This is a genomic window from Paucibacter sp. M5-1, from assembly GCF_027498415.2.
Taxonomy (GTDB): Bacteria; Pseudomonadota; Gammaproteobacteria; order Burkholderiales; family Burkholderiaceae_C; genus Roseateles_E.
In genome coordinates this window covers 1,957,777-1,983,736 of the sequence record NZ_JAPZLM020000001.1, presented here as the reverse complement: position 1 = coordinate 1,983,736, position 25,960 = coordinate 1,957,777, and the positions used below count along the sequence as shown (strand labels likewise).

The 25,960-nt window shown below is 68.9% G+C and carries 26 protein-coding genes; 13 read left to right on the top strand and 13 right to left on the bottom strand.

Features of this window, described 5'->3' with window-relative positions; genetic code table 11:
- Positions 1 to 5 precede the first annotated feature (5 nt).
- The 8 genes from fdxA to ybiB all read right to left on the bottom strand — a co-directional run bounded on the left by fdxA (position 6) and on the right by ybiB (position 7,501).
- Positions 6 to 329: a ferredoxin FdxA gene (gene fdxA / locus O5M90_RS09205; protein ID WP_137940938.1), complete on the bottom strand. Its 324-nt coding sequence runs from the start codon at positions 327 to 329 to the stop codon at positions 6 to 8.
- Between the two features lie 72 nt (positions 330 to 401).
- Complete coding sequence (gene cobA, locus O5M90_RS09200) at positions 402 to 1,166, bottom strand: uroporphyrinogen-III C-methyltransferase (protein WP_269838798.1); 765 nt, start codon at positions 1,164 to 1,166, stop codon at positions 402 to 404.
- A 2-nt stretch (positions 1,167 to 1,168) separates the two neighbouring features.
- Positions 1,169 to 2,467: a sulfate adenylyltransferase subunit 1 gene (locus O5M90_RS09195; protein ID WP_269838799.1), complete on the bottom strand. Its 1,299-nt coding sequence runs from the start codon at positions 2,465 to 2,467 to the stop codon at positions 1,169 to 1,171.
- Between the two features lie 2 nt (positions 2,468 to 2,469).
- Complete coding sequence (gene cysD, locus O5M90_RS09190; RefSeq protein WP_440401983.1) at positions 2,470 to 3,429, bottom strand: sulfate adenylyltransferase subunit CysD; 960 nt, start codon at positions 3,427 to 3,429, stop codon at positions 2,470 to 2,472.
- Positions 3,426 to 4,211 (bottom strand): phosphoadenylyl-sulfate reductase, encoded by a 786-nt coding sequence (locus O5M90_RS09185; protein ID WP_269838800.1) that lies wholly within the window; start codon positions 4,209 to 4,211, stop codon positions 3,426 to 3,428. The genes cysD and O5M90_RS09185 overlap by 4 nt, the downstream gene beginning before the upstream one ends.
- Positions 4,212 to 4,213: 2 nt before the next feature.
- The gene (locus tag O5M90_RS09180) at positions 4,214 to 4,711 is read right to left on the bottom strand and encodes a DUF934 domain-containing protein (RefSeq protein WP_137940933.1); all 498 of its coding nucleotides are present in this window, start codon (positions 4,709 to 4,711) and stop codon (positions 4,214 to 4,216) included.
- Between the two features lie 11 nt (positions 4,712 to 4,722).
- Entirely contained in the window at positions 4,723 to 6,420 is a 1,698-nt protein-coding gene (locus O5M90_RS09175; RefSeq protein WP_269838801.1) for a nitrite/sulfite reductase, read from the bottom strand.
- Positions 6,421 to 6,547: 127 nt separating this feature from the next.
- On the bottom strand, positions 6,548 to 7,501 hold the full coding sequence (gene ybiB / locus O5M90_RS09170) for a DNA-binding protein YbiB (RefSeq protein ID WP_269838802.1): 954 nt from the start codon (positions 7,499 to 7,501) through the stop codon (positions 6,548 to 6,550).
- 71 nt (positions 7,502 to 7,572) lie between these two features.
- On the opposite strand from ybiB, the gene O5M90_RS09165 reads away from it, so the two are divergent.
- The 3 genes from O5M90_RS09165 (at position 7,573) to O5M90_RS09155 (ending at position 11,318) form a co-directional block, all read left to right on the top strand.
- Positions 7,573 to 8,082 (top strand): DUF1993 domain-containing protein, encoded by a 510-nt coding sequence (locus tag O5M90_RS09165; protein ID WP_269838803.1) that lies wholly within the window; start codon positions 7,573 to 7,575, stop codon positions 8,080 to 8,082.
- Between the two features lie 48 nt (positions 8,083 to 8,130).
- On the top strand, positions 8,131 to 8,271 hold the full coding sequence (locus O5M90_RS09160) for a hypothetical protein (RefSeq protein ID WP_171018094.1): 141 nt from the start codon (positions 8,131 to 8,133) through the stop codon (positions 8,269 to 8,271).
- Between the two features lie 95 nt (positions 8,272 to 8,366).
- Positions 8,367 to 11,318, top strand: a complete 2,952-nt coding sequence (locus O5M90_RS09155) for an HD domain-containing phosphohydrolase (protein WP_269838804.1) — start codon at positions 8,367 to 8,369, stop codon at positions 11,316 to 11,318.
- A gap of 10 nt (positions 11,319 to 11,328) precedes the next feature.
- On the opposite strand, the gene O5M90_RS09150 is transcribed toward O5M90_RS09155, so the two are convergent.
- A complete protein-coding gene (locus tag O5M90_RS09150) occupies positions 11,329 to 12,228 on the bottom strand; it encodes a DUF4399 domain-containing protein (protein ID WP_269838805.1) in 900 nt (299 codons plus the stop codon).
- Positions 12,229 to 12,300: 72 nt separating this feature from the next.
- On the opposite strand from O5M90_RS09150, the gene O5M90_RS09145 reads away from it, so the two are divergent.
- Positions 12,301 to 12,840 carry a DUF1993 family protein gene (locus O5M90_RS09145; RefSeq protein WP_171018093.1) on the top strand — a complete coding sequence of 180 codons (540 nt, stop codon included), beginning with the start codon at positions 12,301 to 12,303 and terminating at the stop codon, positions 12,838 to 12,840.
- Here O5M90_RS09145 and O5M90_RS09140 read toward each other — a convergent pair whose 3' ends face one another.
- Entirely contained in the window at positions 12,841 to 13,170 is a 330-nt protein-coding gene (locus O5M90_RS09140; protein ID WP_137940925.1) for a cupin domain-containing protein, read from the bottom strand. It lies immediately after the preceding gene.
- 51 nt (positions 13,171 to 13,221) lie between these two features.
- Here O5M90_RS09140 and O5M90_RS09135 point away from each other — a divergent pair, with 51 nt between their 5' ends.
- Positions 13,222 to 14,130, top strand: coding sequence for a patatin-like phospholipase family protein (locus tag O5M90_RS09135; RefSeq protein ID WP_269838806.1), 909 nt, complete (start codon positions 13,222 to 13,224; stop codon positions 14,128 to 14,130).
- A gap of 10 nt (positions 14,131 to 14,140) precedes the next feature.
- Here O5M90_RS09135 and O5M90_RS09130 read toward each other — a convergent pair whose 3' ends face one another.
- Positions 14,141 to 14,920 (bottom strand): substrate-binding periplasmic protein, encoded by a 780-nt coding sequence (locus tag O5M90_RS09130; RefSeq protein WP_440401981.1) that lies wholly within the window; start codon positions 14,918 to 14,920, stop codon positions 14,141 to 14,143.
- 146 nt (positions 14,921 to 15,066) lie between these two features.
- Between O5M90_RS09130 and O5M90_RS09125 the strand changes: the two genes are divergently transcribed.
- Complete coding sequence (locus tag O5M90_RS09125; protein WP_137944514.1) at positions 15,067 to 15,702, top strand: LON peptidase substrate-binding domain-containing protein; 636 nt, start codon at positions 15,067 to 15,069, stop codon at positions 15,700 to 15,702.
- Positions 15,703 to 15,806: 104 nt separating this feature from the next.
- On the opposite strand, the gene O5M90_RS09120 is transcribed toward O5M90_RS09125, so the two are convergent.
- Positions 15,807 to 16,361, bottom strand: a complete 555-nt coding sequence (locus O5M90_RS09120; RefSeq protein WP_137944515.1) for a phasin family protein — start codon at positions 16,359 to 16,361, stop codon at positions 15,807 to 15,809.
- A 255-nt stretch (positions 16,362 to 16,616) separates the two neighbouring features.
- Between O5M90_RS09120 and O5M90_RS09115 the strand changes: the two genes are divergently transcribed.
- The 7 genes from O5M90_RS09115 (at position 16,617) to O5M90_RS09085 (ending at position 25,337) form a co-directional block, all read left to right on the top strand.
- Positions 16,617 to 17,543: a histone deacetylase family protein gene (locus tag O5M90_RS09115; RefSeq protein WP_269838808.1), complete on the top strand. Its 927-nt coding sequence runs from the start codon at positions 16,617 to 16,619 to the stop codon at positions 17,541 to 17,543.
- Positions 17,544 to 17,547: 4 nt separating this feature from the next.
- A complete protein-coding gene (locus tag O5M90_RS09110; RefSeq protein WP_137944517.1) occupies positions 17,548 to 18,000 on the top strand; it encodes an acyl-CoA thioesterase in 453 nt (150 codons plus the stop codon).
- Positions 17,997 to 18,710, top strand: a complete 714-nt coding sequence (locus tag O5M90_RS09105) for a nitroreductase (protein WP_137944518.1) — start codon at positions 17,997 to 17,999, stop codon at positions 18,708 to 18,710. The genes O5M90_RS09110 and O5M90_RS09105 overlap by 4 nt, the downstream gene beginning before the upstream one ends.
- Before the next feature lie 5 nt (positions 18,711 to 18,715).
- Positions 18,716 to 20,113, top strand: a complete 1,398-nt coding sequence (locus O5M90_RS09100) for a sodium:proton antiporter (RefSeq protein ID WP_269838809.1) — start codon at positions 18,716 to 18,718, stop codon at positions 20,111 to 20,113.
- 28 nt (positions 20,114 to 20,141) lie between these two features.
- Positions 20,142 to 21,137 carry a 2-hydroxyacid dehydrogenase gene (locus O5M90_RS09095; RefSeq protein ID WP_269838810.1) on the top strand — a complete coding sequence of 332 codons (996 nt, stop codon included), beginning with the start codon at positions 20,142 to 20,144 and terminating at the stop codon, positions 21,135 to 21,137.
- A complete protein-coding gene (locus O5M90_RS09090; protein ID WP_440401980.1) occupies positions 21,134 to 23,158 on the top strand; it encodes a 3'-5' exonuclease in 2,025 nt (674 codons plus the stop codon). The genes O5M90_RS09095 and O5M90_RS09090 overlap by 4 nt, the downstream gene beginning before the upstream one ends.
- A 163-nt stretch (positions 23,159 to 23,321) precedes the next feature.
- A complete protein-coding gene (locus O5M90_RS09085) occupies positions 23,322 to 25,337 on the top strand; it encodes a putative bifunctional diguanylate cyclase/phosphodiesterase (RefSeq protein WP_269838812.1) in 2,016 nt (671 codons plus the stop codon).
- A gap of 13 nt (positions 25,338 to 25,350) precedes the next feature.
- Here the strand turns inward: O5M90_RS09085 and O5M90_RS09080 are convergent, their stop codons facing one another.
- Entirely contained in the window at positions 25,351 to 25,938 is a 588-nt protein-coding gene (locus tag O5M90_RS09080; protein ID WP_171018387.1) for a DUF1877 family protein, read from the bottom strand.
- Positions 25,939 to 25,960: the final 22 nt, after the last annotated feature.

Sequence of the window (25,960 nt, the reverse complement as noted above, 5' to 3'; positions counted from 1 at the left end):
AGGGCTTAGCGAATCAGCTCGGACAGCTTGTCCGTGCGATCTTTCCAGTCATCGGCATCGGGCAGGGCCGGCTTGCGCTTGGTGATGCTGGGCCAGTTCTTGGCCAGATCGGCGTTGATCTTGATCATGTGCTGCTGATTGCCCGGCACATCTTCTTCCGGCAGGATGGCATTGACCGGGCACTCCGGGATGCACACGGCGCAGTCGATGCACTCATCGGGGTCGATGGTCAGGAAGTTCGGGCCTTCGCGGAAGCAATCGACGGGGCAGACATCCACGCAATCGGTGTATTTGCAGCGGATGCAGGCTTCGGTAACGACGTGTGTCATGGGAAAACTCGGGTTTTTGAGGGCCTGGTGCCGGTCGGGCCTGGACGGCCCGGCGGTGGCAAGAGGCGGATTTTAATCACTGAGGGTCTTGGCCCGGCTTTGTGGCCGCTCAAGCTCAGGGGCTTTGGGCAAGGTTTTCACCACCGCCCGGGCGCCGGCGCCCACGGTGACGACGGTCGGCCGGCCCTTGTGCAGCAAGGCGGCGGCCGCAAGACCTGACACCGGGTGCTCGCTGGCCAGCGCGTCGACGCAGCCGGCGCGCGAGACCACGCTGGTCGGCGTGTCGGCCGGCCAGCCGGCCTCGACCAGTTTGCGCGACAGCGCGGCGAGCTGGCGCCCGGCCATATAGAAGACCTCGGTGTCGGCCGACCGGAGCGCGCGCAGATCGCCCTCCTGCGTCATCGCGGTCGTCAGGCTGACGCTGCGGCCCTGGCCGCGCCGGGTCAGCGGGCGCTGGGTGTGGGCGGCGGCGGCGAGCGCTGCGGTGACGCCGGGCACGACTTCGCTCGCAATGCCCGCCTCGGCCAGGGCCTGCAGCTCTTCCTCCAGCCGACCGAAGATGCTGGCGTCGCCGCCCTTCAAACGCACGACCACCGCGTGGCTGCGCGCCTGCTTGACCAGCAGCGCGTTGATCGCCGTCTGCGCCGTGCTGTTGGTGAAGCCGCGCTTGCCCACGTCCAGCCACCGGGCCTGCGGTGCCAGTTCGCGCAGCGCCGGGTCGGTCAGTGCGTCGAACAGCACGACATCGGCCTGTGCCAGCGCGCGCGCGCCGCGCAAGGTGATCAGGTCGGCTGCCCCTGGTCCGGCGCTGACGAAGATGACGCGGCCCTGGCTCATGATCAGCGCACCAGCAGCGCGCCGCTGGTGCGGTTGCTCGTCGGGTCGACCACGATCAGCGCGCCGCCAACGCGGTTGCTGGCATAGGGCTCGACCGGCAGGGCCTGCTGCACCTCGATGCGCACATGGCCGATCTCGTTGACCGCCAGCTCATGGGCTTCGGTCTCGGCCAGGCTGTTGACATCGAGCTTGTGTTCGATCGCACTGATGCGGGCCTGGACCCAGCGGTTGCCATGGCGCACCCAGTACTTGCGGCCGATCTGCGCCGGCTCGGTGTCCAGCCAAGCAAGAGTTGCCTCGAAACTCTGCACGGGCTTGGCCGAGCCCGGCGTGACGATCCAGTCGCCGCGGCTGACGTCCAGCTGGCGGTCCAGCACGACGCCGGCCGACTCGCCGGCCACGCTGTGGGCCACGGTTTCGCCGGCGCGACGCACCTCCGCCACGACCGCCGTCTCGCCGCTGGGCAGGATCTGCACGGTGTCGCCAGCTTTGACCTGGCCGTGGGCGATGCGGCCCCACAGGGTGCGCGGCTGGTGCCCGGTGCCCTCGCCCTCCTTGGCTACGTACTGGACGGGGATCAGGAGCTGGCCCTCGACCTTCTCTTGCGCTGCCGGCAGGCCTTCGAGCACCTGCAAGAGCGAGGGGCCGTCATACCAGGCGGCGTCCAGCGGCTGGGTCACGTTGTCTCCGCGCAGCGCCGAGACCGGCACGATGGCCGTGACTTCGATGCCGGCCTGGGCGGCAAAAGCCCGCAAGGCTTGGCTGACCGCAGCGAACGCGGCACCCGGATCTTCGGCCGCGTCGATCTTGTTGATCGCGAACACGATGCTCGGCACGCGCAAGAGATGGGCCAGCAGGCTGTGGCGGCGGGTCTGGGGCAGCAGCTGCACCTGGTCCTGGCTCACATCGAGCTTGGTGATGTCGACCAGCACGACGGCGGCGTCCGAGCCAGCGGCGGCCGTGACCATATTGCGGGTGTACTGCTCATGACCGGGCGCGTCGGCAATGATGAACTTGCGTGTCTTGGTCGCGAAGTAGCGGTAGGCCACATCGATCGTGATGCCTTGCTCGCGCTCGGCTTCCAGGCCGTCGGTCAGCAAGCTCAGATCGATCGGTTGGCCGGCGGCGCGTTTTTCCAAGGTGTCGAGCTGGTCGGCCAGGATGGCGCGGCTGTCGAACAGCAGGCGACCGATCAGCGTGCTCTTGCCGTCATCGACGCTGCCGGCAGTCAGGAAGCGCAGCGCGCGGTGATGGGTGTCGACTTCAGCATCGTGGATCAGATGGTTCAAAACGGCGCTCATGATCAGAAATACCCTTCCTTCTTGCGGCGCTCCATCGAGGCCTCGGATGTGCGGTCGTCCATGCGGGTCGCACCGCGCTCGCTGACCGTGACGGTCAGGGTCTCGGCCACGATGTCGGTGGCGCTGGCCGCGTCGCTCTCGACCGGGCAGGTGCAGGTCATGTCGCCGACGGTGCGAAAACGCACGGTGGCCGTCTCGACCTGCTCGCCGGCCTCGGGCGGCGTCACCTCGGTCAGCGGTACCAAGAGGCCCTTGCGGCGTATCACCTGGCGCGGGTGCGCGTAGTAGAGGCTGGGCAGCGGGATGTTCTCGCGCGCCAGGTAGAGCCACACATCCAGCTCGGTCCAGTTGCTGATCGGGAAGGCGCGGAAGTGCTCGCCGGGGCGGATGCGGGTGTTGAACAGGCTCCACAGCTCGGGGCGCTGTTCCTTGGGCTGCCATTGGCCGAAGCTGTCGCGGTGGCTGAAGATGCGCTCCTTGGCGCGGGCCTTCTCCTCGTCGCGGCGGGCGCCGCCGATCAGCACATCGAAGCGGTGCTCCTCGATCGCTTCCAGCAGGGTCACGGTCTGGTGGCCGTTGCGCGATTCCAGCGGGTGGGCCAGGCGCACCGTGCCCCTTTTGATCGACTCGTCCATGTGCGCGACGATCAGGCGCTCGCCCATCTCGGCAGCGCGGCGGTCGCGGAACGCTATCACCTCGGGGAAGTTGTGGCCGGTGTCCACATGGACCAGCGGGAAGGGCAGCTTGCCCTTGAACTCGTTGCCTGCCACGCGTTGCTTGAAGGCCTTCTCGGCCAGGCGCAGCACAACGCAGGAGTCCTTGCCGCCCGAGAACAGCAGGGCGGGGCGCTCGAAGGCGGCCGCCACCTCGCGCAGGATGAAGATGGCTTCTTCTTCCAGATGATCGAGGTGGCGCTGGTCCACCGTGGCGGCCAGCTGTTGCAGAGTGATCGGGGCATTCATGCCTGGGCTCCTGACTTCAGTTCTTCATTGCTATGGGCTTTGTGCAAGCCGCACTCTTTGGCGTTCTCATCCTCCCACCACCAGCGCCCCGAGCGGAAGTCCTCTCCGACCGAGATCGCTCGGGTGCAGGGCGCACAGCCGATGCTGGGCATGAACTGGTCGTGCAGCGCGTTGAAGGGCACATCGTGGCTGGCGATGTAGTGCCACACGTCGGCCCAGCTCCATTCGGCCAGCACATTGAGCTTGGTGCGGCCCTGGCCATCCGGCTCGGAGAAAGGCACCTCGGCGCGGTTGCTACTCTGCTCGCGGCGCAGGCCGGTGATCCAGGCGCTACGGCCCGCCAGCATGCGGCCCAGCGGCTCCAGCTTGCGGATGCCGCAGCAGGCCTTGCGCAGCGCCAGGCTCTCGTACATCGCGCGCTCGCCATTGCTCTTGACGAAGTGGATCACCGCCTCCTGCACCGGGCTGAAGACCTCGACCTTCAGTGCATAGCGATGCTCGATGGCCGGGATCAGCGCCAGGGTCTCGTCGTGCAGCTTGCCGGTGTTCAGCGTTGCGATGCAGATCGGCAGCGCATGGCGGGCGATCAGGTCGGTGATCACCATGTCCTCGGCGCCCAGGCTGGTCGACTGGATCAGGCCGTCGCCGTGGTCGGCATGGGCCTGCTTCAGCAATGCGACCGTCCTGGCCAGGCGTTCCTCGAAGCCTGCCGTCTCGCGGGCATAGAGGGCAATGGCCGAGGCACTGGCCGCCGGGAACAGGGAAGAGACTTCGCCGCTCATGATCAGGTCCTGGCGAAGGCCGGCTTGGTGACGGCCTGGCCTTCTTGCAGGGCGCCTTGGTAGTGGGCCGGGAAGAAGCTCAGCGCGCGCTTGGCCGCCTCGACGCTCTCACCGGCACGCAGCTGCACGGCGTCGAAACCGGTGCGTGCCAGCAGCGGCAGCATATCGACCAGCACCTCGCCGCAGGCGCGCACTTCGCCGGCGTAGCGGTAGCGCGAGCGCAGCAGATGAGCCTGGCTGTAGGCACGGCCGTCCACCCACTTCGGGAACTTCAAGACGATCATCGCCAGGCGCGGCAGATCGCCGGCCAGGTCCTCGATCGCATGGTCATTGGGCACTTCGACGGCGGTCGGCAGGCCGGCCGGCCAGTGATCGCGCACGGCATGCCATTGCTCCAGCGTCAGCAGCAGGTGGGGCGCCGGATCGGGATCGGGCTTGGGGCCGTCCTCGCCGACGACGCGGTGCCAGGGCTCCTGGGGGTGGTGGTCAACAAACTTCATGGTCATCGTTCTCAGTGAGCGGCGGCGGTCAGCGTGCGCTGGGCGTTGGCAGGGGCCTTGAAGGGCTCGATGCCGACACGGCGCACCGTGTCGATGAAGCGCTCGCCGGCCTGGCGCTGCGCGCGATAGGTCTGCACGACGGACTCGATCACATCGGGCACCTCGTCGGCCGCGAAGGAAGGGCCGATCACCTTGCCCACCTGGGCGCCACCGGAGATGGTCGAACCGTCGGAGCCGGCCAGGGTGATCTGATACCACTCGCTGCCGTCCTTGTCGACGCCGAGGATGCCGATATGGCCGCTGTGGTGGTGGCCGCAGCTGTTGATGCAACCGCTGATGTGCAGGTCGATGTCGCCGATGTCGTAGAGCTCGTCCAGATCCTGGAAGCGCTCGGTGATGGCCTCGGCCACCGGGATGGAGCGGGCATTGGCCAGCGCGCAGAAATCGCCGCCGGGGCAGGCGATCATGTCGGTCAGCAGGCCGATATTGGGCGTCGCGAAGCCATTGGCCTTGGCGGCCTCGAACAGCGCCGGCAGGTCGCTTTCGAGCACCCAGGGCAGCAACAGGTTCTGGTCATGGGTCACGCGCAGCTCGCCGTGGCTGAACCGGTCGGCCAGATCGGCCGCGGCCTCCATCTGCGCATCGGTCGCGTCACCCGGCGGGATGCCCAGGCGCTTCAGCGACAGGGTCACGCCGCGATAGCCGGCGAGCTTGTGGGCGTGGACATTGCGCTCCAGCCAGCGCTGGTAGGCGCTCTTGGCCGGCACACCCTGGAAGATGTCGAGGGCGGGCGCGGCGGCGACACCGGCCGGCACGACGAAACTGGCTGCGACACGGTCCAGCTCGGACTGCGGAATGATGTGCTCGCGGCCGCCCTCGTCCAGCGCCAGGATCTCCTGGAACTCCTTGTTGACCGCATCGAAAAAGGCCTGACCCTCGGCCTTGACCAGGATCTTGATGCGGGCCTTGTACATATTGTCGCGGCGCCCGTAGCGGTTGTAGACCCGCACGATGGCCTCGATATAGACCAGGATCTGCTGCCAGGGCAGGAACTCGTTGATGACCTGGCCGATGATGGGCGTGCGGCCCATGCCGCCGCCGACCAGCACCTGGAAGCCGACCTCGCCGGCCTCGTTCTTCTTCAGCTGCAGGCCGATGTCGTGCCAGGCGATCGCGGCGCGGTCTTCCAGAGCGCCCGAGATCGCGATCTTGAACTTGCGCGGCAGGAAGGCGAACTCGGGATGCAGGGTGCTCCACTGGCGCAGCACCTCGGCATAGGGGCGCGGGTCGACGATCTCGTCGGCCGCGACGCCGGCCATGCCGTCGCTGGTGATATTGCGGATGCAGTTGCCGCTGGTCTGGATGCCGTGCATGTCCACATCGGCCAGCAGGTCCATCACATCGGCCGACTGGACCAGCGGGATCCAGTTGTACTGCAGGTTCTGGCGCGTCGTGAAATGGCCGTAGCCGCGGTCATGCGTGCGCGCGATATGGGCCAGCTGGCGCAGCTGCTTGGCGGACAGCACGCCGTAAGGCACGGCCACGCGCAGCATCGGCGCATGGCGCTGCACATACCAGCCGTTTTGCAGGCGCAGCGGACGGAACTCGTCGTCGGACAGGCTGCCGGCGAGGTTGCGCTCCAGCTGGTCGCGGAACTGCGCGGCGCGGGCGCGGACGAACTGGCGGTCGAAGTCGGTGTATTGGTACATGGGCTCGGGCGTGAGGGGCCGGGCGGCCAGCCGGCATCCGCCCGCAGGCGGGCGCCCCAGTGGCAACCCTAGGCCACGGACTGTATGGAAGCTTTATATATATAGGAACTACAAATTCGTAGATTGCTTATTCGTGAATAAGCATATGAGCGGATGTGGAAAGCCGGGTCAGGGCCTGCACCTGCTCGGCAATGCGCGGCGGCAGCGGCGCGCGGCCGTCCAGCATGGCCTGGACCCGTGCGGCATTGGCGGCCGCCTCGCAGTCGGGCGACAAGGGCCAGTCGATGTCCGCGGTGTCGGCCGGATGCAGATCGAAGCGTCGGCCCTCGGCAAAGCCGTAGAGCTGGGCGCGCCGGCGCAGATGGGCATAGGCCTCGCCTTCGCTGGCCCGCATCAGCAGGGCCCGGCCATCCCCAAGGCTCAGCGGCAGCAGGGCCTGGCCCATGCTGTCCAGATACTCGGGGTGGGTCACCGCGATGACCCGCACGCTGCGGCCCGGCGCGGCATCCAGCAGCTTGGCCACGCTGTGGCCGCTGTTGCGCAGGCCCAGGCGCGGGCGCAGCGCCATCAAGGCATCGAGCCCGGGGTTCAGCGCGGCCAGCGGCAGGCAGGCCAGGCGGCGCTCGCTCAGTTGGGTGTTGGCCTCGGCGAGGCTGCCAGCCCGTGGCAGGCCCAGCGCGTCCAGCAGCGCGAACGGGCTCTCGCGGCTGTCGAAGTCATGCCGGCCGAAGATCAGCACCGGCACGCCCTCGCGCGCCAGCAGCAGGGCCACCAAGGGCATCAGATTGGCCTGCTTGCGCGCGCCGTTGAAGGTCGGCAGCAGCACGCAGCGCGGCCCGGCCGGCACCTCGACGCGGGCGGTGCGCGCCTGCATCGCCCGCACAAAGCCGGCCAGCTCGGCCTGGCTTTCGCCCTTGATGCGCATCGCGATCAGGATGGCGCCGAGCTCCATCTCGGGCACCTGGCCATCGAGGATGGCGCCGAACAGCGCCTCGGCCTGGGCCTCGTCGAGGTCGCGTGCGCCGCGCGCCCCGCGGCCGATTTCCTTGATGATGGGGGCGAGCTGCAGAGGCAATGACATGGCCACAGTTTAGAGGGCTGCCTCGCAGAGCCTCCTATGATCGCGACTTTGTCATTGAGTGAGTCCACGCCATGTCCGCCCTGATCTACGAAGCTTCCGCCCCCGTCTTCAAACAAATGCTGGGCGGACTGGCCGATGTGCTAGCCAAGGCCGAGGCCCATGCTGCGACCCGCGCTATCGAGCCGGCGGCCCTGCTGCAGGCTCGGCTGTTCCCCGATATGTTCGCGCTGACCCGGCAGGTGCAGATCGCCTGTGACTTCGCGGCCGGTGTCTGCGCGCGCCTGGCCGGCGTCGAGGTGCCCAGCTACGAGGCCAGCGAGCAGAGCTTTGCCGAGCTGCAGGCCCGCATTGCCAAGACCCTGGACTTCATCGGCGGCGTGTCGCCGGGTCAGTTCGCCGAGGCGGCCGGCCGCGAGATCGTGCTGCGCCCGGGCACGCCCAAGGAGCGCCGCTTCACGGGCCAGCACTATCTGCTGCACTACGGCCTGCCGCAGTTCTTCTTCCATGTCACGACGGCCTACGACATCCTGCGCCACAACGGGGTCGAGGTCGGCAAGAAGGACTATATGGGCGCGTACTGAAGCAGGTCCGTACACTGAACCCATCCCTCACAGAACAAGGAGCGCCCCATGGCCAAAGGTCAGCAAAAGAGCAATAAGGAAAGCAAGAAGCCGAAGAAGGACAGCTCGCCGCCCAAGCCGATCTCGGCCGGCGCGGTGATGCCCAGCATCACGACCGTGGTGCCCGATCGCAGCAAGAAAAAGAAGTAGGCCGCGAGGCTTGTGGCGCGCAGGCCGCGGCCTGCAAGAGTTAGCAGCTTGACCGCTGCGGGTGGCTTCGGCCTGATCGGGCGCAGGAGGAGTTCATGAAGCTTTTGTCCCCGCAGCCGCGCTCGATCTATCTGACCCTGTCGATCATCATGATCGGCATGGTGCTGCTGCTCTACGCGGCCCTGGCCAGCTATCAGCTGCGCGCCAGCGAACAGCGCATGCTGGCCTTTGCGGCCGACACCTCGGCGCGGGTCGGCCGCGAGACGCTGGCCGTCATCGAAGGCGAGCTGCGGCCCGCCCGCACCACGGCGGCCCTGCTGGCCCGCAGCGGCCTGCTGACGGCGCCCGACCACGCGGGCCGCCTGGCCCAGCTGCCGCTGCTGGCGGCGGCGCTGCAGCAGAACCCCTCGCTGTCCGCCGTCTACGGCGGCACCCCCAATGGCTCTTTCGTGCTGCTGCGCCGCATCGCCAGCGCGGAGCTGCGCGCGCTGCTGCGTGCGCCGGCGCAGGCCGCCTTCGTGCTGCAGTCGGTCAACCGCGACGGCGCCGCCGTCCAGGGCGCCTATCTCTTCTACGACGCCGGACTGGCCCTGCTGGAGCGGCGCGAGCAGGCCGACTATGACTTCGACCCGCGCCGCCGGCCCTGGTTTGCGCAAGCGCAGAACCCGGACCGCGCCGTGCTGCAGACGCTGCCCTATCTGTTCTTCACGACCCGCGAGGTCGGCCTGACGCTGGCCAGCGCCGGCGGCTCAGGTGCCGGCATGCGGCCGGTGGCCGGTGTCGATGTCAGCCTGGCTTCGCTGTCGGCGATGCTGGCGCGTCAGCAGATCACGCCGTCGGCCGAGCTGATGGTGCTCGACGCCCAGGGTGCGGTGCTGGCCTACCCGCGGCCGGAGCGGCTCAGCGTGCGGCCCCAGGACGGCTCGCCCAAGCTGCTGCAGGTCGAGCAGCTGGGTGTGCCGGTGCTGACGGCCTTGTGGCAGCGCCTGCATGCCGGTGGCGCGCCGGCCGGCGGCCTGCTGGAGTTGGACGGGCGCGAATGGGTGACCCGCGTCGAGGCGCTGGACCACGGTGCCGGCGCGCCGCTGACCCTGTTGATCGCCGCGCCGCGCGATGAGCTGCAGGCCGACGCGATCCAGGCCCGGCGCCTGTCGGTGCTGATCACCGCCGGCATCGTGCTGCTGATGCTGCCCCTGGTGCACTGGTCCGCCAATCTGGTGGCCAAGCCGCTGGAGCAGTTGGCCGGCGAGGCCGAGGCGATCCGGCGCTTCGATTTCAGCGGCCCCGATCCGGCGCGCAGCCGCATCCGCGAGGTCGACCGGCTGTCCATCGCGATGACGGGCATGAAGCAGGCGCTGCGGCGCTTCCTGGAAATCTCCAGCGCGCTGTCGGCCGAGCGCAATTTCGATCGCCTGCTCGAGCGCATCCTGACCGAGACCATTTCGGTGGCCGAAGCCACCGGCGGCGCGGTGCACCTGCTGAGTGCCGACGGTCTGCGCCTGGAGCCGGCCGCCGCGCGGGTGTTCGATGCGCCCGGTGACAGCGCGGCGCTGCTGCCGTGGTCGCTCGACGACGCCGCCAGCCCCTCGGCCGCCGTGCAGGCGGTGCGGCAGGGTCGCACGGTGTTTGTCGACATCAGCTGGGACAACCCGGCCCATGCGCAGGTCTATGCGGGCCTGTTCCAGCGCCTGAACAGCTCGCGCTTTCGGCTGATGGCCCTGCCGCTGAAGAACCGGCAGGGCGAGACCGTCGGTGCGCTGTCGCTGAGCTTTGTGCCGGGCGAGGACCGCGACACGCTGTCGCCGTCGCGGGTGGCCTTCATCGAGGCGCTGTCGGGTACGGCCGCTGCGGCGCTGGACAACCAGCAGCTGCTGCGTGCCCGCAAGGAGCTGCTGGAGAGCTTCATCCAGCTGGTGGCGGGCGCCATCGATGCCAAGAGCCCCTACACCGGCGCGCATTGCCAGCGCGTGCCCGAGCTGACCAAGATGCTGGCGCGGGCCGCCTGCGAGGCCAGCGACGGCCCTTTCGCCGACTTCAGGCTTGACGAGGAACAGTGGGAGGCCCTGCATATCGCCGCCTGGCTGCATGACTGCGGCAAGGTCACGACGCCGGAGTTCGTCGTCGACAAGGCCACCAAGCTGGAGACCCTGCACGACCGCATCCACGAGATCCGTACCCGCTTCGAGGTGCTCAAGCGCGATGCCCAGATCGCGCTGTGCGAACGCGCGCTGACGCCCGAGCAACTGGCCCGTGTGCGGCAAGACCTGGCCCCGATACACACCCTGCTCGATGCCGAGTTCGCCTTTGTCGCGGCCTGCAACGAGGGCGGCGAGTACCTGTCGCCCGACAAGCAGGCCCGGCTGCGCGAGATCGGTACACGCAGCTGGTGGCGCACGCTGGACGACCGGCTGGGCGTCTCCACCGGCGAGCGGCTGCGCCAGTCCGCCACGCCGGCCGCCGCGCTGCCGGTGCAGGAGCGGCTGCTGGCCGACAAGCCCGAGCATGTGCTGCCCCGGCCGGCCGCCGAGCAAATGCCCGAGGTGAACCGCTGGGGCTTCAAGCTCAGGCAGCCCGAGCATCTGTACAACCGCGGCGAGCTCCACAACCTCAGCATCTCGCGCGGCACGCTGACCGAGGAGGAGCGCTACAAGATCAACGACCACATCGTGCAGAGCATCCGCATGCTGGAGGCCTTGCCCTTCCCGCGCCATCTGCGGCGCGTACCCGAGATCGCCGGCGGCCATCACGAGAAGATGGACGGCAGCGGCTACCCGCGCGGGCTGCGGCGCGAGCAGATGAGCACCGAGGCCCGCATGATGGCGATCGCCGATGTGTTCGAGGCGCTGACCGCCGACGACCGACCCTACAAAAAGGGCAAGAGCCTGTCGCAGGCGCTGGACATCATGGCCAGGATGCGGCGCGAACAGCATATCGATGCCGAGCTGTTCGAGCTGTTCCTGCGTTCGGGCGTCTATCTGGACTATGCCCGGCGCTTCATGCACCCGGAGCAGATCGACGCGGTGGACCTGGAGGCCGTGCTGGCCTGAGTTCGCCGGCTCAGCGCTCCTGACGACTCACCGTGACGCGCAGCGGCGCGGCCTTCAGCAAGACCTGGCCCTCGGCGTCCAGAAAGCGCGCCTCGATCTCGTAGTCGCCCTTGGGCAGGTCCAGCGTGGTTTCGGTGCGGCCGTCGCCCAGCGCCAGGCGCTGCACCGCGCTGCCGCCGCGCAGCACGGTCAGCGCGAAATGGCCGGTGTTGGCGATCTTCTGTCCGGCCGGCGCAACGCCGTGCCCGATCACGCCCAGGCTCAGCATGAAGGGGCTGGCGACCGGCTCCTGGTCGCGCAGGTTCCTGATGTAGACCGCCGGCGTGCTCGGGCGCGGTGCGCTGACCTGGTCCTGATACCAGGCGGCGCAGGTCTCCTCGAAACGGTTCGGGTCTATGCTCAGCGGCGCGGCCGTGCGGGCGCCGCTGACCTCCACCGTGATCTCGCGGCTGTAGACGAAGTAGGGCCGGTGCTCATGGTCGGCGAACAGCAGGCGCAGCCGGTGTTTGCCCGCCGGCAGGCTGACTTCGGCGCCGGTCTGGCCCTTGCCGAAGTGCTTGTGCGTGTCGGAGAAGGGGATGGCGGCCTGATGGTCGCGCGGCAGCGGCGTGTTGATCAACAGATGATGGTGGCCGGCACGTTCGTTCTTGTTGCCGGCCGGGATCACGCCCATGCCGCGGATGCCGAAATCGACCCAGAAGGGCGAACGCAGCACATAGCCATCACGCAGATTGCCAAAGCGCACGGCCATCGGCTCGCGCAGATCGACGGCGGTGCGCTCGGCCGTGTGAGACAGCCAGCAGCGCTTGGCCAGCGCGTCGGCCGGCAAGGCCTGACCCCAAGCGGCATGGGCCAGCGTCCAGCCCAGGGCGGTGAGGGCCAGACGATGAAGGGCGGGGCGTTGCGACATGCCGGCAAGACGTGGTTGCGATGGCCGTCATTGTGGCCGAGCCTTGGGCCTGGCCGTCCTACACTCTGTCCCATGTGCTCGTCTCCTGATCTCTACGCCGCCTCGGTGCCGGTGTTGGCCCGCTATCTGCGCCGCGCGCAGGCCTGGCTGGACAAGGCGGCTGCGCAGCTCGATGCCGCTGGCGGCAGCGAGGCCGCGCTGCTGCAGACCCGGCTGGCACCCGGCATGTTCACGCTGGCCCAGCAGATCCACACGGCGGCCGGTTTCGCCCAGCGTGCCTGCGCGCCGCTGGCCGAGGTCGAGATGCCGGCGCTGGGGCAGGGCGATGCGGCAAGCTTGGCCGAGCTGCAGGCGCGTCTGGCGCGCGCGCTGGCTTTTGTCGAGAGTCTGGATGCGGCGGCGCTGCGCGCCGCGGCCGGTCGGCGCCTGCGGACCCAGGCCGGCGAGGCCTGGCTGGAGCTGGAGTCGGCGGAGTTCCTGCAGCTCTATGCGCTGCCGAACTTCTTCTTCCATCTGGGCATGGCCTATGCGCTGCTGCGCCAGGCCGGCGTGCCGCTGGGCAAACCGGACTTCGACGGCTGGCACCGCTACCCGGACGGTTTCAGCTTCTAGTCAGTGTTTGAGCACCAGCGTGACCAGCAGGCAGCAGTCCTGCTCGGCCACCAGCGCGTGGGGCTCGCCGGCACTCAGCACGATCAGCTGGCCGGCCGTCAGCGGCGTCGTGATGCCCGGCGTGCGCAGCTGCACCCGCCCGGCCAGGCACTGGATGCTGATCTCGCCGGCCACCTTGTGCTCGGGCAGCTGCTGGCCGGCGTGCAGCACCACATGCATCAGCTGCAGCTGCGCGGTCTTGATCAGGCTGGTGCTGGGGCTGTCGGTGCGCTCATCGGCCAGCGGCTTGAGGTCGATCAGTTGACCGTGCTTGGCGTGGGTCAGGGCCATGACCGTCTCCGGTGGACAGGGTGTGGCCATTGTGATCCCTAGAATCGCGCCATGTCTTCCTTTCATCGCCGCAGCCTGCTGCTGTCCGCCCTGGCCCTGGCCGGCTGCTCGAGCTTCCAGGCATCCCCGCCCCCAGCCCCCGCGCCGATCGACTCGACCCCGCCCGGCCCCAAGCCGCCCCCCAAGCCTCCTCGCATCGGTCTGGCCCTGGGCGGCGGTGCGGCGCGCGGCTTTGCCCATATCGGGGTGATCCAGGTGCTGGAGGAGGCCGGCATCAAGGTGGATCTGGTGGCCGGCACCTCGGCCGGCTCGCTGGTGGCCGCGCTCTACGCCTCGGGCATGAATGGCAAGCAGATGGCCGCGCTGGCCGAGGCGATGGACGAGGGCGCGATCACCGACTGGGCCTTTCCCGGCCGTGGCCTGATACGTGGCGAGGCGCTGGCGCGCTTCATGCGCGAGAAGACCGGCAACCGGACGATCGAGCAGATGGCGATGCCCTTGGGCATCGTCGCCACCGATCTGGCCGACGGCTCGGGCGTGCTGTTTCGCAGCGGCGATACCGGCACGGCGGTGCGCGCTTCCAGCGCGGTGCCGGCGCTGTTCCAGCCGGTCAAGATCGCCGGGCGCGAGTATGTGGACGGGGGGCTGGTGGCGCCGGTGCCGGTGCGCTACGCGCGCCAGATGGGGGCGGACCTGGTGATCGCGGTGGACATCAGCTCGCCGCCCGAGGACAAGCCGCTGGGCGATGCGATGCGCATGCTGCTGCAGACCTTTGCCATCATGAGCCGCAGCATCAACAGCTACGAGCTGCGCGAGGCCGACCTGGTGCTGCAGCCCCGGCTCTTGGGCATTGGCAGCGCCGACTTCACCGCGCGCCGGCGCGCCATCCAGGTCGGGCGCGAGGCGGCGCAGGCCCTGCTGCCGCAGCTGCGCCAGCGCATCGAGTCCAAGACCCGCTGAGCCACCCGACTCAGCGCAAGCCCAGTTCGCGCCTGAATTCGGCCTGCATGCGCTGGTAGCTGCCGTTGCGGCGCAGCGCCTGCAGGCCCTGGCCGAACTGCCGCGCCAGCTGCTCGCCCTGCGGATGGGTTTTCGAGAAGGCGATCCAGAAGCCGTCCAGCGAGAGGCGGCCGACCCGCTTGACCTTGCCGTCGAACTCCGGGCTGGCGCGGATGCGCAGCAGGCCGGGCATGGTGTTGAGCAGGATGTAGTCGACCCGTTTGCTGAGCAGCATTCGCAGCAGCAGCTGGTCCGAGGTGGCGGTCTGGCGCTTGATCAAGGGGTCGCGCATGAACTCGGTCGGGTAGGTGTAGCCATGGGTGTAGCCGACGCTGGCGCCGCGCAGATCGGCCAGACCCAGCTCGGTGTCCGGCGCATCGGCGCGGGCGAAGATGGCCAGCTCCTCCTCGAACATCGCCGGCTCGTGCCAGTGGTAGAGCGAGCGGTTCTCGGTGGTGATGGTGGCGTTGAAGCAGCCGGCGGCCCGGCCGTCGCTGGCGTAACGCATGCAACGCGCGAAGGGCACGGCCTGCAGGCGCACCGCGATACCCTGGGTCGCGAACGCGGCCTGCACCAGCCGGACCGCGAAGCCCTGTGGTTCGCCGTCCGGCCCCTGGGAGGCATAGGGCGGCCAGTCGTCCTCGACGGCGATCAGCGGGTCGGCGCCCAGCGCGGCGCCGCACAGCAGCGACAACAACAGCGCCGAGAGACGCGGGCCAAGCCGGCGAGCGGCGAGCAAAGACGGGCACATGGTGGACCTGGGAACGGTTGTTTCTTGTTCTCCCCTGTCGACGCCTTCGATGATGCGTCAGCTCGCGCCGGCCTTGGCCGCTCTCTTGTCCCAGGAATGGGTGGCGCCGCACGCGGGTCTGCCCGGCCGGCTATGCTCGCGCCACCATGCAAATTCCGCTGTTTCCCCTGCAGTCCCTGCTGTTCCCGGACGGACGGCTGGGCCTGCGCATCTTCGAGCCGCGCTATCTGGACATGGTCAAGCGCTGCCATGAGCGAGGCGAGCCCTTCGGCGTCGTGGCGCTGATCGACGGGGCCGAGGTGCGCCAGCGCGCCAGCGGGTCGGACGACGGCGGTTTTGTGCGCGAACGCTTCCAGGAGATTGGCACGCTGGCCCATATCGGCCTGTTCGAGCGTCCGCAGCCCGGGCTGATGCAGATCCTGTGCCGCGGCGGCCAGCGCTTCAGGCTGCACAGCAGCGAGTGCCTGCCGCATGGCTTGTGGATGGGTGAGGCCGAGCTGATCGATGAGGACGGCGCGGTGCCGGTGCCGGCCGACCTGAGGCCGGCGGCGCGCCTGCTGCAGGGCCTGCTGCACCGGCTGGAGCTGGGCGCGGCGGCGGCCGAGCTGCCGATCCAGCCGCCCTATCTATGGAACGACTGCGGCTGGCTGGCCAATCGCTGGTGTGAGCTGCTGCCGCTGCCGGCCGACGAGAAGCAGCGCCTGATGCAGCTGGAGAACCCGCTGCTGCGCCTGGAGCTGGTGGCCGACCAGTTGGAGGGGCTGGGCATCACGCCGGACTGAGGGGAAGCCACTCCGGACGTAAAAAAACCCGGTGCGGACACCGGGTTTGAAGGGCACTTGGCAAGCCGCGCTTGCGATGGGTGCCGAGGAGACAACTGAAGAAATCAGGAGGCGCGCTTGGCGCTGCGGGCCGCCGTTTGCGTGGCCTTGACCGCCGAGTTGGTGACGGTCTGGAAGTTGGCTTCGGCGACGTCAGCGGCTTGCTTGGCGGCCTTCTGGACCGACTCGAAAGCATTGCTGGCGGCGGCCACGGCCGACTTCACCAGAGCGACGGCGCTCTCGGTGCCGGCGGGGGCGTTCTTGGCGGCGCTGTCGACGACGGCGGCGAACTTCTTCTGCACATCGGCCAGCTGGGCTTCGGCCACCTTGGCGACTTCGGCATTGGTGGCGGCAGCGATGTCATACAGATGACGGCTGTAGGAAGCGGCCTTCTCGGCGCTGGGCTGCAGCAGCGTGGATTGCAGGGCCAGCAGCTCCTGAGCGTCCTTGACCGACAGCGCGGCGGTGGTGGTCTCGGCGGCTTCGCCCAGCGCGGTCTTGGCGACTTGCAAATTCAGTTCCACCAACTTCTCAACGCCTTCGAAGGCCTTGTTGGTGAGACCGAACAGGGTCTCGACATTGGCTTTGTGGGCGGCGAAAACTTGTTCTGCGGTCAGCATGGATTGGCTCCTAAAGACGGGTTGATGTCAGGTGGATACGAACTTGCATCCGGTGTTGCCGTGTACTTTTGCTGCACCGCAACATGAAACGAAGTATAGGGCGGCGGCGGATGATTGCAAGCGTTATTTGCTGCGGTGCAGCAAAGTAGAGGGCTATTCCTAAATCCGCTGTCCGGCACAGCATCGGGCCGGCGCATGACCGCAGCGTGACGCCCGGGCGACGCGGTGAGGCCAAAACCGCTATCGTCGCTGCCGATGCAAGCCTTTCATTCCGACGCCCACAGCCTGGCCCTGCCGCCGGGCCACCGCTTCCCGCAGTCCAAGTACCGGATGCTGCGCGAGCGGCTGGAGCGCGATCCGGGCCCGCTGCGGCTGATCCCCGCCGAGGCTGCCACCGAGGGCGAGCTGGCCCTGGTCCACACGCCCGACTACCGGGACGCGGTACTGCTGGGCCGGCTCTCGGCCGCCCAGCAGCGCGAGATCGGCTTTCCCTGGTCGCCCACGATGGCCGAGCGCTCGCGCCGCTCGGTGGGCGCCACCATCATGGCCGCGCGTGCCGCACTGGCCGAGGGCGTGGCGGCCAATCTGGCCGGCGGCACCCACCATGCCTATGCCGACAAGGGCAGTGGCTACTGCGTGTTCAATGATGTGGCCATCGCCGCGCGGCTGATGCAGGCCGAGTGGCATGGCAGCCATCGCCGGCTGCTGCGCGTGCTGGTGATCGATCTCGATGTGCACCAGGGCAATGGCACGGCGGCGATCTTTCGCGACGACGAGTCGGTATTCACCTTCTCGATGCACGGGGCCAAGAATTTCCCGTTCCGCAAGGAGGCCAGCGATCTGGATGTCGAGCTGCCCGATGGCTGCAGCGACGAGCCCTATCTGGCCGCGCTGGACCAGGCCCTGGACCAGGTCTGGCGCCGCTGCGCGCCACAGCTGGCCTTCTATCTGGCCGGCGCCGATCCGCACGAGGGCGACCGCCTGGGCCGGCTCAAGCTGAGCGAGGCCGGCCTGCGCGAGCGCGACCGTCGGGTGCTGCAGCAGCTGCGCGAGCGCGGCATTCCGGTGGCGCTGAGCATGGCCGGCGGTTATGGCCATGACCTGAACACCACGGTGGCCGTGCAGGTGAATACCCTGAGCGAGGCGGCGCACAGCTGGGCGCAGTGGCGCGCCGGCAGATGAAAGAATGCGGGCCATGAGCGAGAACCGACTTAAGGCCGAGGGCCGCCAGGCCTATGCCCAGTTCGTCCGTCTGGGCACCCGCTGGATGGACAACGACATCTACGGCCATCTGAACAACGTCGTCTACTACAGCCTGTTCGACACGGCCGTCAACCAGTACCTGATCGCCGCCGGCGCGCTGGACATCCATGGCGGTGCGGTGATCGGCCTGGTGGTCGAGACCCACTGCAATTTCTTCGACTCGCTGGCCTTTCCGCAGGCGGTCGACGCCGGCCTGCGCGTGAGCCAGCGCGGCCGATCCAGCGTGCGCTACGAGATCGGCCTGTTCGCCGAGGGCGCCGAGCTCTGCGCGGCGCGCGGCCATTTCGTCCATGTCTATGTGGACCGCGAGACACGTCGCCCGGTGGCCGAGCTGCCGGCCCCCTACCTTCAAGCCCTGCAAGGACTGAGCCCATGAGTCTGTTTGACAAACCCTCGCCCGAGGCCGCCGCTGCGGTCGATGCGGCCATCGAGAGCCGCCATTCGATGCGCGCCTTCCTGCCGACCCCGGTGCCGCGCGAGGTCATCGAGGACATCCTGCGGGTGGCCTCCCGGGCACCGTCGGGCACCAACACCCAGCCCTGGCAGGTCCATGTGCTGACCGGCGCGGCCCGGCAGCGCCTGTCCGAGCGCATCCTGGCCGTCTATGACGACCCGGAAGAGCTGGCCACCCACAGCGAGGAGTACGCCTACTATCCGCGCGAATGGGCCTCGCCCTATATCGACCGGCGCCGCAAGGTCGGCTGGGATCTGTACGGCCTCTTGAACATCGCCAAGGGCGACAAGGTCCGCATGCATGAGCAGCATGGCCGCAACTACAGCTTCTTCGACGCGCCGGTGGCCTTGATGTTCACGATAGACCGGGTGATGCAGCAGGGCAGCTGGCTGGACTACGGCATGTTTCTGCAGAACATCATGATCGCCGCGCGCGGGCGCGGCCTGCACACCTGCCCGCAGGCGGCTTTCACGCAGTTCCACCGCGTCATCGCCGAGGAGCTGCAGCTCAAGCCGACCCAGATGCTGGTCTGCGGCATGTCGCTGGGCCATGCCGACCCGGCCGCCACCGAGAACAGCCTGATCACCGAGCGCGAGCCGGTGGCCGGCTTCACCCGCTTCATCGAAGACTGAGACGCATGAGACTGCTTGCTGCACTGGGCCTGGCCCTGCTGACCCCGCTGGCCCAGGCGGCCGATCTTGATGGCCGTGCCTTCGGTGCGCTGTGGGGCATCCCCTTCGCCGGCATGCTGCTGTCGATCGCCATCATGCCGCTGGCCCTGCCCAAGATCTGGCACCACCACTACGGCAAGATCGCCGCCGCCTGGGCGCTGGCCTTTCTGGTGCCCTTTGCCTTGAGCCAGGGCCTGGGCGCCACGGCCGGCGTGCTGGCGCACACCCTGGTGGCCGAGTACCTGCCCTTCATCATTCTGCTGTGTGCGCTGTTCACCACCGCCGGCGGCATCTTTGTGCGCGGCAATCTGCACGGCAGCCCGGGCCTGAATGTTGGGCTGATGCTGATCGGTGCGGCGTTGGCCAGCGTGATGGGCACGACCGGCGCCTCGATGCTGATGGTGCGGCCGCTGATACGGGCCAATGACAACCGCCGCCATGTCGCCCATGTGCTGGTGTTCTTCATCTTCATCGTCAGCAATGCCGGCGGCTCGCTGACGCCGCTGGGCGATCCGCCGCTGTTCCTGGGCTTTCTGAAGGGGGTGGACTTCTTCTGGACCGCCCGCCACATCTTCCCCGAGACCCTGTCGCTGATCGCCGCGCTGCTGCTGATCTTCTATCTGATCGACAGCTACTGGTACCGCCGTGAAGGCGTGACCAAGCAAGACCCGACCCCGGACACCCCCGGCTTCGGCATCGAGGGTGGCATCAACTTCCTGCCGCTGGCGCTCGTCGTCGCGCTGGTGCTGATGAGCGGCTTGTGGAAGCCCGGCATCGCCTTCGACATCCTCGGCACCGAGCTGGAGCTGCAGGCCCTGCTGCGCGATGTGGGCCTGCTGGCCGTGACGGCCTGGTCGCTGGCGATCACGCCCCGGGCCTTGCGCGAGAAGAACCAGTTCTCCTGGGCCCCGATGCAGGAGGTGGCCAAGCTCTTCATCGGCATCTTCCTGACGATGATTCCGGTGCTGGCGATGCTGAAGGCCGGCGAGCAGGGCGCGTTCGCGGCCGTGGCGCGGGCGGTGACCGGCCCCGACGGCCAGCCGCTGCCCTGGGCCTATTTCTGGTTCAGCGGGGTGCTGTCGTCCTTCCTCGACAATGCGCCCACCTATCTGGTGTTCTTCAACCTGGCCGGCGGCGACCCGCAGGTCCTGATGACGACGCTGGCACCGACCCTGGCCGCGATCTCGGCCGGCTCGGTCTTCATGGGTGCCAACAGCTATATCGGCAACGCCCCCAACTTCATGGTCAAGGCGATTGCCGAGGATCGCGGCATCAAGATGCCCAGCTTCTTCGGCTATATGGCCTGGTCCGGCGCGGTGCTGATCCCGCTGTTCGTGCTGATGACCTTCATCTGGTTCCGTTGACGCGGGCCTATCCACAGGAGACAAGACGATGACTGACAAGCCCAAGGTGCTGGTGGCGCGCAAGACCTTCGATGACGTCGTCGAGCGGCTGCGCGCGCATTTCGAGGTCGAGAGCAACGAGGCCGACGAGGTCTGGTCGCAGGACCAACTGATCGAGCGCCTGCAGGGCATGAGCGGCGTCTACATCACCGGCTCCGAGAAGATCGACGCGCGGCTGCTGGACGCCTGCCCGGGTCTGCGCGCGGTCTGCACGATGGCGGTGGGCTACAACAATATCGATGTGCCGGCCTGCAGCGCACGCGGCGTGCTGGTCAGCAATGCGCCCGATGTGCTGACCGAGACCACGGCCGACTTCGGCTTCGCGCTGATGATGGCCACGGCCCGCCGCATCACCGAGAGCGAGCATTTCCTGCGCCGCGGCGAGTGGCGCAAATGGAGCTATGACATGTTCGCCGGCAGCGATGTGCATGGCGCGACGTTGGCCATCCTGGGCATGGGCCGCATCGGCCAGGCGATCGCACGGCGCGGCCATCTGGGCTTCGGCATGCCGGTGATCTATCACAACCGCTCGCAGCTGGCCCCCGAGATCGCCGCGCCGCTGGGCGCGCAATGGGTCGAGAAGGACGAGCTGCTGCGGCGCGCCGACCATCTGCTCATCGTCGTGCCCTACAGCCCGGCGGCCCACCATATGGTCGGCGAGCGCGAGCTGGCGCTGATGAAGCCGAGCGCGACGCTGACCAATATCGCCCGCGGCGGTGTGGTCGACGATGCCGCGCTGGCGCGCGCGCTGGCGGCCGGCACCATCGCGGCCGCCGGCCTGGATGTGTTCGAGGGCGAGCCCCAGGTGCACGCCGGCCTGCTGGCCGCGCGCAATGTGGTGCTGACCCCGCATATCGCCAGCGCCTCGATCCCGACCCGGCGTGCGATGAGCCATCTGGCCGTCGACAATCTGATCGCGGCGCTCAGCGGCGGCACGCCGCCGACCGCGCTGAATCCCGAAGTGCTGAACAGGTCGCCCGCTTGAGCCTCCCAAAAACCGCCCGCTTTGTCACCCAGGCCTTCGCGCCGACCGAGGAGCAGCTGCGCATCCAGACCTCGGCCCAGCCGACCCTGCTGATCGAGGCGGCCGCCGGTGCGGCCAAGACCAGCACGCTGGCGCTGCGCATCGCCGAGTCGCTGGCGCTGGGCACCGACCCGCGCGCCATGCTGGCGCTGACCTTCACGCCCACGGCGGTGCTGGCGCTGCGCCAGACCCTGCGCCTGATCGGTGTGGCGCCCGAGCCGCTGGCCGCGCTGCGCATCGAGAGCTGCGATGCCTATGCCACGGCCGTGCTGAAGCGGCTGGAGGGCCGCGATGCGCGCCGGCCGGTGCAGTCGCTGAGCCGGCCCGAGCAGCTCAAGCCCCATGTCTGGCAGGCCGTCGCCGACGCCGCCGAAAACCCGGCCGAGCGCTACCCCGAGGAGCTCAACCCCCCCACCTATGGCAGCGATGCCTATGTCGGCCAGTTCCTGCGCCGCATCGAGGGCATCAAGGGCCGGCTCTTGCTGGAGCTGCACCCGGCCGACAGCGGCGACAGCCCCGACTACGCCGCCGACGAGCTGGGCCTGGACTATGGCCTGCTGCGCATGCTGCGCAGCTACGAGGCGCTGCGCTGGCCGGCCGGCGAGGACCATCCCTTGTTCCGCGGCCCGCTGGACGCCAGCTACGACCTGGCCCGGCTGCTGCTCGATCCCGACACGGCGGCGCTGCCGCTGGGCGATTTCGACGAGCTCTTCGTCGACGAGATGCATGACTGCAACGAGGCCATGTTCACGATCCTGAAGGCCTTGCTCAGGCGCGAGCCGGCGCCGCTGTTCTGCGCCGTCGGCGACCGCCACCAGGTCATCCACCAGCACAGCGGTGCCGATGCCCGCTTCATGGGCCAGGCCCTGGACCAGGAGACCGGCCGCAGCGTGCAGCGCCTGCCGCTGAGCCAGAGCTTCCGTTACGGCGCCAGCGTGGCCGGCTGGATGAGCCGGCACACCGGCAAGCCGGTGCGCGCGGCCGCCGAGCGCAGCACCGAGCTGCAGACCCTGAGCTATGGCGGCCCCGGCGAGTCCGACCAGCCCAGTTGCGAGGAGGTGCTGGTGGCCGCGCTGCAGCGCTGGCGCCGCGAGCAGCGCCGCGAGGCGGTGTACGCCAGCTGCGCGGTGCTGCTGCGCCACGAGTCGCAATCGGTGCTGATCGAGAACGCGCTGCATGCCCACGGCATCACCCACCGCTTCATGGGCTTCGGCAGCTATCTGCAGCGCCCCGAGGTGCTGTTCGTGCGCAGCGTCTACGCGATCGCCAGCGGCCGGCTCGACACGCTGGGCGGCGCCGCGACGCGAGCGCTGATTCCGGCGGCGCTGTTCGAGATGACACAGGCCAAGATCGTCGACGAGGACGACCCCGACCACGAATCGGCCGATGCCTTTGTGCGCGAGGCCGCCGGTCACGCGGCCGAGAGCGAGCAGGTGATAGCGAGCCTGTTCAGCGGCCATGTGATGGCGCGTTCGCCGGCGCAGGTGCGCCGCCGCCTGGAGCTGGCGCTGGCCAGCGTGCGCCAGGGGGCGGGTTTCGAAGCCTTTCTGGCCGCGCTGGACATGCCGGCCTTTGCCCGCGCGGTCTTCGTCGAGCAGCAGCGCCGCGACGAGGTGCAGCGCCATATGCAGGGCCTGCTGGCGGCGGCGCGGCAGCAGGACTCGGTGCTCGAGTTCTTCCGCCGGCTGCAGGCGCTGGACGAGGCCAATGCCCGACGCCTGGCCGACCATGCGGCGGGCAAGGTGCGCTCCAACAAGCTGGCGCTGCCGGCCATCACGCTGGCCAGCGCCGCCCATGTCAAGGGCCTGGAGTTCGAGCATGTGCTGCTGCCCTATCTGGAGCAGGGCGTGTTTCCGCAGGCCCGCGCCGAGCTGGCCGACGAGCGCAATCTCTTCTACGTGGCGGTGACCCGGGCCCGCCAGCGCCTGAGCCTGATGGTGCCGGCCACCCGGCCCAGCGCTTTCCTCGCGGCGCTGCCCTGAGACCACAGCCCCCGAGCGCGGGGTGCCGTCGAGGGTCGGGTCTTGATATATTGGCGTCAATGACACCGTTGTCAGCAACAGAACACATACCGAATTGATCGGGAGGGCCGCGCGAGGGGCCAGGTCTTGACAAGGCCTGGTCGTGGTGTCCCCGATGCACCCTATGACCGCTGCGAGCTCCTGGATCCTGTTGTTGGCAGGGCGCCTGCGCGCCTGGGTGATGGCCGAGCCGGCGCCCGGCCACGGCGGCCCGGCCGATGTGCAGCTCAGCGCGCTGCGCGTGATGCTGCTGGCCTGCGCGGTGCTGGGCGCCGGGGTCGGGATGCACAGCGCGGTGCTGGCGCTGCGCCTGGGCAAGCCCTGGGCGGTGGTGATCGTGCTGCTGGTGCTGGGCCTGCTGGGCGCATCGATCGGCCGCGCGCGCCAGCGCAGCCGGGGCGGGGTGCTGCTGCTGCTGGCGGCCATCTATATGGCCGGGCTGGGCATCACCGTCTCCACCGGCAGCCAGCCCGAGCTCTCGCGCCTGGGCTATGTGGTCAGTTATATGACGCCGATGGTGGCGGGCCTGCTGCTGAGCTGGCGGCTCGGGCTGGCGCTGATGCTGTTCAACAGCCTGTTCTTCCTGTTGGCGGTCAGCGGCTTCCAGGCGCCGCAGCTGCCGCAGCAGCAGGTGCGGCTGCCGGGCTCGCTGTTCTATGTGCATGCGGCGCTGTTCATGTTCTTCAATCTGTGCCTGCCGCTGGCGGTGTTCCGCCTGGTGGACGGCATGCGTCGCACCGAGGCCCAGCTGCGCGGCTCGGTGCGACGCGAGGCCTGGGCCACCTGGCACGACCCGCTGACCGGCCTGCCCAACCGCGCCCACTGCATCCGCAGGCTTCAGGCCTGCTGTACGGGCGCCGCGCCGCCGCTGGCGCTGCTGACGCTGCGCCTGTGCAATCTGCGCCAGCTCAATGCGCGCTACGGCGTCGCCGCGGGCGACGAGCTGCTGCGGCATTTCGTGCGCCAGCTGCGGGCCGTGCTGCCGGCCGGGGCCGGGGCGGCGCGGGTGCGCGGCTCGGTGATCGCGCTGCTGCTGCCGCTGGCGGCCGATTCGCTCGACGAGGCCGCAGTGCTGGCGCTGGTGGCCGGTCTGCGTGCACGGCTGCCCCAGCATGGCCAGGCGGCGCAGCAGAGCGTCGCGCTGGAGCTGGCCTTCGGCCTGGTGACCAGCGCCGATCTGCTGGCGCGCCAGCCCGGCGCCGACGGTGCCGAGCTGCTGCGCTGCGCCGAGCTGGCGCTGGACATGGGGCAGGACCCGCGCTGGCGCGAGACCCATGACGGCCTGGTGCTGCTGAACGCCGCCACCGCGCGGGCGGTGGCGCGCAGCATGGCCATCGAGGCCGAGCTGCCGCAGGCGCTGGCCGGCCAGCAGCTGCACCTGCTCTACCAGCCCAAGCTGCGCCCCGATGGCCAGTTGCTGGGCTTTGAGGCCCTGGTGCGCTGGACCAGCCCGGTGTTGGGCGCGGTCTCGCCGGTGGACTTCATTCCGGTGGCCGAGGCCTGCGGCTTGGTGGGCGGCATCAGCGACTGGGTGATCGACGCGGCCTGTGCCCAGCTGGCGCAGTGGCGGACCCAGGGCCTGCCGGTGGAGCGCTGCCACCTGGCGATCAATCTCTCGGCCCGCGATCTGGAGCGGGATGAGTTGTTCGCCATCCTGCAGGCCGGCCTGGCCCGCCACGGCGTGCCGCCGGCGCAGCTGGAGCTGGAGGTCACCGAGTCGGCGCTGGCGCGCCAGCCGACCCAGGCGCTGCAGCAGCTGCAGCGCCTGCACGAGGCCGGTTTTCGCATCGCCATCGATGACTTCGGCACCGGCTATTCCTCGCTGGCCAAGCTGGTGGACCTGCCTATCGATGTCTTGAAGATCGACCGCAGCTTTCTGCGCAGCCTGCCCGGCGACGCGCGGCGCGAGCGGGTCGTGCGCTCGGTGGTGTCGCTGGCCCACAGCCTGCGGCTGCAGGTGGTGGCCGAGGGGGTCGAGACCGTGCCGCAGCTGCTGTTCCTGCAGGCGCTGGGCGTGCAGGGCCTGCAGGGCTATCTCTACGGCCGGCCGGAGCGGCCCGGGCATTGGGAGGCGCTGATACGGCAGGGCAGTCTGAAGGACCTGTCGGACACGGTGCCGGCGGCGCTGAGTCCGGCCTGAACCCGGGGTCAGCTCAGCTGACCTGGATCACCGCGCCCAGCCCATGCCGGGCGGTGTGCTGGAAAAAATCCTGCAGCTCGGCGAAGTTCTCGCTCAGATAGGCCTGGGACTCGGCGTCCTGGCGCCGCCACAGCGCGCTGAGGTAGGCGTCGTCCATATCGACCCGCTGGCTGACCTCGATCAGCGCGGCCGCGTCGATGCCGGCATAGGCGGCGGCGATGCGCGCCATCGCGGCGCTGCGCAGGCACAGCGCCGGCCCATAGCCGACCTCGATCGCGCCTATCGGCTCACCGTCCTCGAAGAAGTTCGGCGCGCCCGGCGCCAGCGCCTTCAGGCAGGTGTTGATACCGTCCCAGGACTTGTCGAGATCGAGCATGCGCATCTCCTGCTCGGCAAAGTTCAGCGACGGCACCGGCGGCGGCGCTGCCGCGGCCTTGCCGGTCAGCCGGGCCCAGAGCGAGGGCCGGGCGTCGAAGCCGATCTCGCGCAGATAGACGGCTTCGTCGTCCGGTTCGAGCAGGCGCCAGACCAGCGGTGGATCGGCCTGCAGACGCTCGATGTGGTGATCGGCGACGGCATAGGCGAGAAAGCAGACTCCCATGATCGATTCCCTCAGTTCAACG